The organism is Serratia sp. NGAS9, from assembly GCF_009905295.1.
GTDB lineage: Bacteria > Pseudomonadota > Gammaproteobacteria > Enterobacterales > Enterobacteriaceae > Serratia > Serratia bockelmannii.
Genome location: NZ_CP047605.1, coordinates 1,572,706 through 1,584,863, shown reverse-complemented (window position 1 = coordinate 1,584,863; position 12,158 = coordinate 1,572,706). Strand labels below are relative to the sequence as shown.

Genomic DNA, 12,158 nt, shown 5'->3' with positions numbered 1-12,158 from the left:
ATATGTCCCCAGAGTTCCCTTGGTACACTCGTTTTTGGCCAGCAAGTAAACAATCGGCCTGCCAGGAGGCTTTGACCTGGCTCCCTACAAAGAGGCTAAAATATTTAGCCGCGTTCTTGGTTATATCAAGAGAAAACCTCACTGCCTTTCTGAAGCATCCCAAGTGTGTGTGAGACAGAACATGGGGAGTTTAAGCCTTACAAAAAAAAAGAGCTGTTCAAGACAGCTCTACAGTGTGTTCCTTACGCGTCGCACTCAGTTTGACAACAGCGCCAAAATCTCGTCGGTTTTCTCTTGCATCAGCGCAACATCGGCACGAGATTCGACGTTAAGACGCACAACCGGTTCCGTATTGGAGGAACGCAGATTGAAACGCCAGCCTGCGAACGCCATGCTGATGCCATCGGTGTAGTCCACCTCATCGGCATGCGGTAAATAGTGTTGTTTAACGCTTTCGATTGACACGACAGGCTGAGCCAGCTTGATATTGATCTCACCGGAAGACGGGTAGGCGGCAATGCGATCCTGTACCAGTTGCCCCAGAGTTTGTCCCTTCACACTGACCAGCTCAGCGACCAGCAGCCATGGGATCATGCCACTGTCACAATAAGCAAAATCACGGAAATAGTGGTGAGCACTCATCTCGCCGCCATAAATGGCGTCTTCCGCACGCATGCGTTCTTTAATGAAAGCATGACCGGTTTTCGACATCACGGGTACGCCCCCGGCACCGGTGACCACATCGACGGTGTTCCAACTCAGGCGTGGATCGTGGATTATCTTCGCGCCCGGCTGTTTCTGCAAGAAGGCCTCCGCCAGCAAGCCGACGATATAATAGCCCTCAATGAAATCGCCTTTTTCATCGAACAGGAAGCAGCGATCAAAATCGCCGTCGAACGCAATGCCCATATCAGCGCCATGCTCTCGCACCGCATCGGCGGTATCCGCACGACACTCAGGCAGCAGTGGATTTGGAATGCCGTTGGGGAAAGAGCCGTCCGGCTGGTGATGCACCTTGATAAACTCCAGCGGCACACCCCGCGCCTTCAGTTGCGCTTCAATAGCATCGATCACATGCCCCGCAGCACCGTTGCCCGAGTTGATCACTAGCTTCAACGGTTTGAAATTTTTCACGTCTACATAGGACAGAATGTGTTCTACATAAGCCCCTAATACGTCCTGGCGTACGTAGCTGCCGCGCGTTGCTGTCGCTGCTAGCGCCTGAAACTGGTTTTTCTCCGCCAGCTCTTGGATCGCCCGTAACCCGGTATCGCCGCTAATCGGGCGAGAGCCCTCACGCACTAACTTCATGCCGTTGTAATCAATAGGGTTATGGCTGGCGGTGACCTCTACGCCACCATCAGTTTTTAAATAGGTTGTGGCGAAATAGATTTCTTCGGTACCGGTTAAACCGATGTCTATCACATCAGTACCCGCATCCTGTAAACCCTTCGCCAGCGCCAACTTCAGGCTTTCACTGGTTAACCGCACATCGCTGCCCAACACGATATTTTTGGGCTTTAAAAACTCGCCATAGGCGCGTCCAATACGATACGCGATGTCCTCATTCAGCTCTTCGCCCAGCTTTCCCCGAATGTCATAAGCTTTAAAACACGTCAATTTTTGCATTACCAAACCCTATTAAACTCTGCCATAGCGATCTTGCAAACGCTCAATATCATCTTCTTCCAGATAGTGCCCCGACCTGACCTCGATCATTTCCAAATCGATTTTTCCCGGGTTTTCTAGCGTATGGACACTGCCCGCAGGAATGAAGGTAGACTGATTTTCCGACAAGAAGAACTCTTGGTCATCAACGTTAACTCTTGCTGTCCCACTCACGACGACCCAATGTTCAGCACGGTGGAGATGGCGTTGTACTGACAAGCCTTCACCTGGCCGGACAATGATTTTCTTCACCTGGAAGTGCGTGCCGCTGTCGATGTCGCAAATCTTGCCCCAGGGACGATATGCGGTGGAATGCTGGCGAAAATGATGAAGATTGCGCTTTTTAAGCTCATCAACCACTTTCTTCACATCCTGCACTTTGTCCTTGTGAGCGATCAGCAAGGCATCATTGGTGTTGACCACGATCAGGTTTTCCAACCCAATGGTCGCCACCAACGCGGATTCAGAGGAAATGTAGTTGTCATTGGAATCGATCGAGATAATGTCGCCCACATTGACATTGCCCAAATGATCTTTCTTAGAAACGTCCCACAGCGAGGACCAAGAACCAACGTCACTCCAGCCAGCATCAATGGGAATCACTACAGCATCACGCGTTTTTTCCATCACCGCATAGTCGATGGAGTCGCTCGGACAGTGTTTGAAGATCGCTTGTTCAACCCGAATAAAGTTCATGTCGCGTTGGCTTTTAACCACAGACTGCTGGGTTGTGTTAAAGATGTCTGGGCTAAACTGCTGCAACTCTTGCAAAAACTTGGCGGTTTTGAACATGAACATACCGCTGTTCCAGCTATATTCACCGCTGGCGAGGTATTCTATCGCTTTCTCCAAACGTGGTTTTTCCACGAATGAATCAACCTTAAAGCAATCATGAGACAAGTGACTGCCGCGTTTGATGTAACCGTACCCGGTTTCCGGATGCTCCGGAATAATGCCAAACGTGACCAGTTGGTTGTTGACCGCAAAAGAGATTGCCGTCTGAATCGCCGCGTGGAAATTATCTACTTTCGTGATCAGATGGTCTGCAGCCAGCACCAAGAGCATGCTGTCTTCGTCTTCTTCCGCTGCAAGATGAGCGGCTAACGCCACTGCCGGCGCGGTATTGCGCCCTACGGGCTCTAAAATAATGTTGGTCGCTAATTGCCCAATTCCGCGCAATTGCTCGGCAACCAAAAAACGGTGTTCCTCGTTGCAAATGACCAGAGGAGCAGCAACTTCGATACCGGTCAGACCCGACAAACGCTGTAACGTTTGTTGCAGCAGGCTCACCCCGCTGTCATCAATAGATAAAAACTGTTTAGGAAACGATTCTCGCGACATCGGCCACAGACGACTCCCAGTACCGCCGGCCATAACCACAGGAATTAGTTTGGACATTATCTACCCTTTACTCAGCCATCGTTCTTACAAGGACGACGCCGCACGTCAGCAGCATCATTCTAAAATTCGTTCGATCATTAACCAATAGTTACACTTTGCGAAAAGCATGTATCCCTCTAACCTACCGTTCCTTAACAGAAAATTATGTATAGAAATAAACCAGGCAAGTATAAATACAGAAGGAACCACCAGCCGATAACATAACGTATTAACGCAAAAAAGAGCAGCATCGTGCTGCTCTTTCAGATTAATGCTCATAGTGAATATATTGCTAACGACTGCGGGCAAAATACTGCGCCACGCGCAGCACATCCTTCTCGTCCAACGTCCCTGAGTCGCTCAGCAAGGTAATCCAGGACTTGATGTAGGCGTACTTGGCGGAGGCCAGATCGCGCTGAGCGCTATAGAGCTGCTGTTCGGCGTTGAGCACGTCAACGTTGACACGTTGCCCGGCCAGCACGCTTTGCCGGGTCGCCGTCACCTGTGTGGTGGCAGACTGTACCGCCAGCTCATAGGCCGCCACCTTGGCGCGGCTGCTGATGCACAGATTGTACTGCTTGCGCAGATCGTTGAGCGTGGTGCCCGTCTGCGCATCCATTTCATACATCGCCTGGCCATAGCGCGCCGCCGCCTGCCGGGTCGACGCCGAAACGCCGCCGCCGGAATAAATAGGCATACTGACCTGCACGCCGATACTGTCGGTACGGTATTTCTGGTTAACCGTGTTATCGCTGCTGGAATCGTTTTCCGAATGCGAAGCATACAGCTGAACCTGCGGCATAAAGCCCGCCCGATTCCTTTCGACGTCATACTTAGCGGCATCCACGCCATGACGCGAGGCGGCTAGCACCGGGTTGTTCTCCAGCGCGATCTTTTGCCACTCTTCAAATTTGGACGGGATCAGCGGCGCCACCTTAAACTTGCCCGGCCGCAAAACCTGCAATTCATCCAGTTGGTTCAGCGGTATGCCGATAATCACTTCCAATTCGCGCTGCGCGGCGTCCAGCGCATCGCGCGCTTCGATTACCTGCGCTTCGGCCAGGCTGTAGCGCGCCTGGGTTTCTGATACGTCGGTAATGGTGCCTTCACCGGCGCTCATCAGGCGATCGTTCAAGGTCAACTGTTCCTTGTAAGCCGCCTTTTGCGCTTCGGCCAACGCGATTTGATCCTTGGAATAGGCCACTTCGACATAGGCGTTAATCACCCTAACAGCAAGATCCAGCAACTTACTGCGATAGCGCTCGTCCGACATCATCGTCTGCGCTACGCCGGCTTTGTAACGCGCGTACGCTTCATAATCGAACAGCGGCTGCGTCAGCGTGATCGAACTGGAATAACTGCGATATTGTTGCCGCCGGGTGACCTCCGAAACATTGCCGAAAAAGTCGCTCTGCGGATATTTTTGCGTCTGCCAATTGCGCGGCGAATTCTGATAGTTCAACGACACTTTCGGCAGCAGCCCCGCCCTGCCGATGTTTTCGTTCTCATCTCCCGCTTCTTTCTCTTTTATAGCCGCCCGGAAGGTCGGGTCCTTTTCTAATGCCAGCGAATATGCGTCTAAAATCCCTATCGAATAAACCGGCGCAGATATCGCAAACAAAAGGGTGCCGATAACCAGACCGGCAGCCTGTCGTTTTGATTGAATCAAAATTATTCCTCGGTTAATGAAGTATGAGCGCGATCCAAAATAGGTTTAAACAGATAACTCAGCAGTGAGCGCGACCCCGTTTTCACGAACACCTCTACCGGCATCCCCGGCTTGATGTCCTCGCCACTGAGCATCTTCATGCCCTCCGGTGAGACCGTAACCTGCATCTGGTAGTAAGGCTCACCGTTGGCTTTGTCGACCAGACGGTCGGCGGAAACCAACGTGACCGTTCCCGGAATTTTCGGGGTTTTGTTTTGGTTGAAGGCGGTAAACATCAGATCCACCGGCAACCCGTTGTACACCTTATCGATCAGGTCGACTTTCAGGCGAGAATCCACCACCAGCGTCGCCTGGCTGGGTACAACGTCCATCAGGTGGTCACCCGCTCCCACGACGCCCCCCTGAGTGAAGATATTCAATCCGACCACGGTGCCGTCCACCGGTGAGGTGATGGCGGTGTTGCCCAGATCGAAATCGGCCATTTGCAGCTTATTGCGAAACTCACTGGCGTCCATTTGGGTTTGTGCCAGTTGCGTTCTGACCTCGCGTTGATAGTCGGCGAAACGTTGATCGATACGCTGCTGAGATTCTTGCAGCTGCTTTTGCAATTGGCCAATCCGCCCGACAGTTTCATCGATGCTGCTATTCACTTCGGCGAACTGACGCTGAACTTCCAGATAGCGATTGCGTGGCAGGTAGCCGTCCGCAGCCAGCTGCTTCATGCTGTTCATCTGTTCACGCAGGCTGGAAAGTTGGATCTGCTTGTTGACGCGTGAATCCTGCAGGCCTTTCAATTGGAAACGAATCCCGTCCATCGACTGCTTATAACCGTCAATTTCACTTTGCAGCCCCTGGCGGCGGGAAGCGAACAGCTGCGTTTGCAACGCGATAATTTCAGCCACACGCGGCTGATCCTTGATCTGGGTAAAAATGGGAGAAAAAGTGACGCTACTCAGACCATCGCGTTCGGCGAGTAAACGCCCTTCGGTGGCCAGCGTGGTGTAGTACTGGTCGCGCAGGGAATCGACCTGCGCCTGTGCCTGCACCTGGCTCAACTGCACCAGGACTTCACCGGCTTTCACCTTGTCGCCCTCTTTCACCGCGATATTTTTGATGATGCCGCTGGCCGGTGCCTGCACCGTTTTGCGGTTGCCGGAAACGGTTACCGATCCCGGTGATGCCACCCCTTTATCCAGGGGCGCAAACGCTGCCCAAGCCAAAAATCCGAACAGACCAATTCCCACGACCAGCCAGCCCATCCGGGTAAACCGCCGTTCATCCTGTGGGATCTCTTCAATATACGAGTCTTGCGGCTCGCCAATGTGCGTCGACATACCAACTCCTTTAAACTGCGGACGGCAATAAAGCCATCAGGCAATTCACGGCTTAATTAATTTGCGTTTTTGGGATATTGCCTTCATCTGGCTCAGAATTTACCGCCCTCACCGCTTGCTGAGGCTGTTGCGTCTGCGCTTTTTGCGCATTGGCTAACGCCTGAAGCACTTGTTGAGTCGGGCCGAACGCGTTGACGTTGCCATTCACCAAGAGCAACAGCTTGCTGGTCATCGACAGCAAATTGGTGCGATGGGTAATCAGAACCACCGTTTTATTACGTTGCTTGAGGAACATAATGGCCTGGTTCAACGCTTTCTCGCCCGCATCATCCAGATTGGAGTTAGGCTCATCCAAAACCACCAGCGAAGGGTCGCCGTACAGTGCGCGCGCCAGGCCGATACGCTGTTTCTGCCCACCGGACAGCCCAGCGCCACCGTTGCCGAGCACCGAATCGTAGCCGTTCGGGAAACGCAGGATCAGTTCGTGCACACCGGCCAACTTAGCGGCTTCAATGACCTTCTCTGAGTCGATCTCGTTAAAGCGAGCGATATTCTCGGCGATAGTCCCGGCAAACAGCTCAATGTCCTGCGGCAGATAGCCGATATACGGCCCCAACTCATCCTTGTTCCACTGATAGATGTCAGCATTATCCAACCGAACAATCCCTTCACTGACCGGCCAAATGCCGACCAGCAAACGAGCCAGCGTCGATTTCCCCGACGCGCTCGGGCCAATGATCCCCAGCACGTCACCAGGCTGAATGGCAAAACTCACGTTATGCAATACCGCATCGCCTTTGGATCCCGGCGGCGTGGCGGTGACGCCTTCTACGGCAAGCACCCCTTCCGGACGCGGCAAGGACATACCGGTACCACGTTGCGGGTGCGTTTCCAGCAGCTTGACCAACCGGCCATAAGAAAGCTTCGCCGCGCTGTAGCTCTTCCAGACGTTAATAACCTGCTCAATCGGCGCCAGCGTTCGCCCCATCAGAATGGAGCCGGCAATCATCATACCGGGTGTGATGTGCCCATCGATAGCCAGCCACCCCCCCAGCCCCAACACCAGTGATTGCAGTGACATGCGCACAAACTTGGTGATCGACGTGACCCGCGATGCGCGTTCGCTGGCGATGCGTTGGCTGTTCAAGAATCGCTGGTGCAGACCGAACCACCGGCGTTTCAGGTTAGGCAACATCCCTAAAGCCTCGATCACTTCGGCATTTCGCAGATTGGTGCTGGCCAACGTACCGGACATAATCGACAGCTTGCTGGCTTCCGCCAGCGGCTTTTTCGACACCATTTCGTTGATCACCGCCAATGCGATCAACAACAGTGCACCGACCAGGGCGAACAGCCCCAACCAAGGGTTAAAGAGGAATATCACCAACAGATAGATCGGAAACCACGGTGCATCAAAGAAGGCGAACAGCGCGCTGCCGGTGAGGAATTGGCGCAGATTGGTCAAGTCGCTCAGCATCTGGCCGGCGTCAGAAGAACCGTTTTTCAGATTCGCCTCGTAGGCCGCAGTGTAGACTCGCGTGTTGAGACGCATATCCAGCTGACTGCCGATACGGATCACCACCATGCTGCGCACGTATTCCAACAGCGACATCATGCCGAACATGCCCAGCATGATCAGCGTCAGCATCAACAGCGTGATTTCATTACGCGAAGGAAGCACCCGGTCGTAAACCTGGAGCATATAGATAGAAGGAACTAGCATTAATAAATTAATAAATGCGGTAAATATGCCAACGGTCCAAAAAACCTTACTGCGAGTCCGTATAACATCCGCAATTTCATTGCTCGGTATAAATTGATTCACTTTCTGCCCTTACATCATGTGCACTGTCAGTCAAAATCCGCATTGGACTCTTATAAGGAAAATCCTAAAAAGGGAAAAATAAAATAAATCCTAAAGAACCCCCACCCCAGACATGCTCGAGACTGCAGATACTTTTTCTAACTATAGGTAGAGAAAGCGGATATCAGCAAGGCCGTAAGCAAAAAAAATCGCCTCACGAACTACAGAAAAAAACAAATGAAAACAGTGAGGTAAATAGTAGACAGGGCAACGCGAGTTTAGTACGAAAGGGAATAAATTAGAGATAATGACGTAGTTCACAATTTTCAAAGAATACGGGGTGTTTACACACCCCGTATTATTGATTGACTAACAGTTTCAATGGGCATTATAACCCACTGGAATTCATACTTACGCGTAGTGCAGAGTATCCACCAATTGCTGGTGGTTTTGCCCTGTCAGGTATACCACGGTATCGTTGAGGTCCAGCGTGTGGTTATCGTTGTTGTCGATAATTACATACGAGCTTGCAGTGTTACCGCCACCGCTGAATACAACGGATGCCACACCCACTTTCGCCGTCAGCGAGTTGCTGCTATCCAGACCCAAGATACCACCCAACAGGCCGATAACGCCGTTGGTCAAACCGCCCACCAGTGTCCCCAACAACGCATCCAACGTGTCGGCAGAGCGCGTACCGTAGTTCGCTACCGCAGTGCCGCTGGCGTCATCGGAAATAGTCAGGCCGCCATGGTTCACGTCGACAATCGAGTCCTTGAGGCTATTAAAGTCCTTGATGGTCACACCCGCCTGCGTGTTACTCGCCTTGATGTCATAGGTGTTGGCACCTGCGCCACCGGTCAGCGTGGTGTTGCCAATCACGCCCAGGGTATCGGCAGCACTGGAGCCTTCTACGGTCATCTGGTAACCGTTCAGGCCCAACGCCGTCAACACCGGCGCCAACAGGTTGGTGGTAATGACACTCAGCGGCAGAATGTTCAGCAATTGAACGATGATACCGTCACCGGTACCGCCATGGCTGGAGTCGAGATTCAGCCCCCCGGTGTTGGTGGACGCATTGATATCACGCACGTTGCTGAAACCGCTGCCCAACGTCAGATCCAGCGCGTGATCACCGGTCACGTTGATGGTCTGAACCTGCGCATTGGTGCCGGCCAGTGACAGAATGTTGTCAAAGCTGCCGGTACCGCCTGAGGCCACGTTCACCGTGGTCAGAGCGGTGCCCAACAAGGCGCTGCTGCTGCTGTTAAGGGTAATGGCGCCGGCATTCACATTGGAAGAACTCACCGCATCAAAGTTGATATTGAAATGATCGGTGGCGTTCTGCACGAAGGTGAAGTTCAGCGTACTGGCGGAAGTCGCGTCCCCTTTCACTTCCAACTGCGCGGCGTTGCCGCCGGCGGCGTTAATGACGTTGACGTTAGCCAGACCGGAGATCACAAAACCTTGTGAGCCCAGGTTGGTGGCCGCCGCGTTCTGCGTAACCGTGCCGCCCGTGGTGCCTTCCACCGTAGATGTGCCGTTGGTCAGGCCAAAGTCAAAGGTGTGGGTCGGCGTTGTGACGCTGGTGGTGGTCGGTGAACCGATTAGCGGAGTCGTAATCAGCGTACCGACGGACTTGCCGATATAGCCGGTCAGGTCAATTTTCTCAAAGTTCGAGAAGTTGTTAGCGTTGCTGGTCACGGTACTGGTGCGAACGCCCAGGGCGTTTTGGTTGGTTACTACAGTTTTGGTGATGAAGTTGGCGGAGATGGAGTCCGTACCCGCACCACCATCAGCCTTAACCGTGTTCGCGACAGTGTTCGCCCCACCGGAAACCCCGTTGCCCACCCAGTGCAGGCTGTCGTTGCCGGCGCCGAGGTTGAACTGTGCGGTACCGGTCGCGATGTTGGCCGTCGATGTGACAACTACGTCATCCGCACCCGAACTGGCGTTCAGGATGACGTTGCCGTTATTCACGGTGATATCTACACCTGGATTAACACCATTGTCAGACAAGTTGACCGTTGCTGCGCTGGTGCCGTTGATGGTCAGATTCGCCAGATGGTCGGCGAACTTCAGGTTCACGATGCTAGCGGCATTGGCGTTCAGTTGAACATTCGTCAGTACCGCTGTTTCGGCGTTGCTGATTTGATGCGATGTGCCGGTGTTGACGGTGCCGGTTGCGTTACCGCCGGCGGCTGTTGCCGTCAGAGACGCAGCGGTTTTGTACAGCAAGCTGGTACCGATGTCGTATTCAAAACCATGCTGTTGAGTTACGGTTGTGACGTCAGTGGCCGTCGAGTTGCGCAGGTCATTGATAATAGCCTGAGTAATCAGTGCCTTATCCGTCCCAAGCGAGCTATACGCCAAAAGCTGTGCGGCTGTCGCAGCGACACCGTGTACCCCAGTGTAGACATGTTGTATAAAGTCATCACCCGTTAGTTGGGCACCTTTCTTCTGAAACTCGCTTGACTTCAATATGGTCCCAATAAATCCCTTATAAGTCATCGCTCCTTTCGATAAATACTTACTCCAATCATCTAATCCACGAGCATCAATATCACGCTGCGGAACTGCGAGATAAACGGCAGAAACCTGCTCTTGATAACTTAATGAAGGCAGCTGCCCTGGTTGATAGCTGATAGTCGCGCTATTGAAATGTTGCTGCGCGGTAGTATCGCCTGAAGCAACAGTACCACGAAGAGAATCAATAACTTGAATCAGAACTTCTGCACGAGAAGTCCCTCCTGTCAGTTCAGTGACATAGTTAGATAATTCGGTCGCTGAGGGAGACCTTTCGTAACCCCATTTAAATAAACGAATCACATAATCGGTATTGCTAAGAGAAGTCAGATTTGCAGAGAAAATTATTTCTTGCGCTACCTGGACAAAGGTTTTCGTACCGGCATTAATCGCCGCCCCATAGTTGTTTATGCCAAGTGCTGATTGAGCCGCACCCGTAACATAATAGATAGCCTGCACGTCTGAGGCGCCTTGCCCAAGGGCAGCGGCGCTTACCGACGGGAACAGAACAGCATTTACTTGCTGATCAAGACTAGTCTGCGCAGCGGATAGAGTAGAATCAAATCCCGAATAATCAAGAACCTGATTTACAACTTTAGCCATAGCCTCTGCAAGAGTACTACCCGTCAGGTAATCTTGCAGGGTTGAGGTGGGTGCAGCAGAGCCAAAAATTTTTGTATAAACAATTTGTAAAGCATTTAAATCTGACAAGCCGTTAAAGAGGGCTACACCATCCGCAGAAGTCAATAACGTAGTGACATATGCTGAGGCTGAAAGTTCACCTCGCTGCAATTGCGCACCTATTGAGTCGAACGTAGCGTGTGACGCGCTTTTCCCTAAAACAGCGTATAAAATAGCTGCTGCTTCTTTCTGATACGCCAATGAAGCCATAATTCCCCCCTTAGAGGACTAACTTGAGAAGCCATAAAAAAATCGGAAGCATAAAATAGATATAACTCATTAATAATGCAGCTAAACATGCATTCCGACTGGTTATACCCAAACAAAGACAGCAAAGCTGTCTGAATTAAAAGAAAGGATAAGATTCAGGTTATGTCAAGGTAGGCGACGAAAGGTTTTAGCAAAAAAAACCATACAAAGACAACGGATAAAACTTTTCGCACAAAATTCCTATAAATTAAAAATCTATAGAAAACACTGAGATCACATAAAAAACAACAAAATAGTTATAAAAAAAATTAGAAAGAATTTAAGAAGAAATTGAAACCATAGGACTATGCAAATACACAAAAAAACTGAGCATCAACCCCCTGAAATCAGCACAATGAATTACTCCTAAGGAATTATACTCAAGTTATATTTTAGATATAGAAGAGGAATAATTCATAACCTTCACTGAAAAACAAGTAGCAAGTAAATAATTAGTAAGCATAGAAAAAATTCATTATTATAATTCAGGGGCAGAAACACAGAACCCCACGGAAACGAACTTGACCTTCTGCCATGCTACCGCAAGGAGTGAACACTGCGCCGAGAATATACTTTTATCGATGACATAACCCCCACGAAACTATTTAACGACGGAAAGAGTGTCGCTTCCCGCCTAGTTCCAAAGAAATTGCCTGCTCCTCTCTGATAGAGGAGTGAACACCTAAAGGGTTATATAAATAACTTTTGACAAAACTTTGTTATCAGCTTAATTACGGTGAGCTGTTGCCTCTCTCTAAAAGCATGTAATATATGGCATTAAATCATGAACAGAATTTAAATAGAAATGGAAAATAGTAAAAAATGGATGGGCAATAACATCTCTATT

6 protein-coding genes are annotated in these 12,158 nt (G+C 51.0%); all 6 read right to left on the bottom strand.

Annotated elements, in window-relative coordinates; genetic code table 11:
• Positions 1–255: 255 nt before the first annotated feature.
• The 6 genes from cpsG to GUC32_RS07580 all read right to left on the bottom strand — a co-directional run bounded on the left by cpsG (position 256) and on the right by GUC32_RS07580 (position 11,272).
• The gene (gene cpsG / locus GUC32_RS07605; protein WP_043142826.1) at positions 256–1,629 is read right to left on the bottom strand and encodes a phosphomannomutase CpsG; all 1,374 of its coding nucleotides are present in this window, start codon (positions 1,627–1,629) and stop codon (positions 256–258) included.
• A gap of 12 nt (positions 1,630–1,641) precedes the next feature.
• The gene (locus GUC32_RS07600) at positions 1,642–3,066 is read right to left on the bottom strand and encodes a mannose-1-phosphate guanylyltransferase/mannose-6-phosphate isomerase (RefSeq protein WP_043142822.1); all 1,425 of its coding nucleotides are present in this window, start codon (positions 3,064–3,066) and stop codon (positions 1,642–1,644) included.
• A 274-nt stretch (positions 3,067–3,340) separates the two neighbouring features.
• Entirely contained in the window at positions 3,341–4,717 is a 1,377-nt protein-coding gene (locus tag GUC32_RS07595; protein ID WP_025302177.1) for a TolC family outer membrane protein, read from the bottom strand.
• Between the two features lie 2 nt (positions 4,718–4,719).
• On the bottom strand, positions 4,720–6,051 hold the full coding sequence (locus GUC32_RS07590) for an HlyD family type I secretion periplasmic adaptor subunit (protein WP_025302176.1): 1,332 nt from the start codon (positions 6,049–6,051) through the stop codon (positions 4,720–4,722).
• A gap of 52 nt (positions 6,052–6,103) precedes the next feature.
• Positions 6,104–7,876, bottom strand: coding sequence for a type I secretion system permease/ATPase (locus tag GUC32_RS07585; RefSeq protein ID WP_369435647.1), 1,773 nt, complete (start codon positions 7,874–7,876; stop codon positions 6,104–6,106).
• Positions 7,877–8,266: 390 nt separating this feature from the next.
• Positions 8,267–11,272, bottom strand: coding sequence for a DUF4214 domain-containing protein (locus tag GUC32_RS07580; RefSeq protein WP_197812788.1), 3,006 nt, complete (start codon positions 11,270–11,272; stop codon positions 8,267–8,269).
• Positions 11,273–12,158 lie beyond the last annotated feature (886 nt).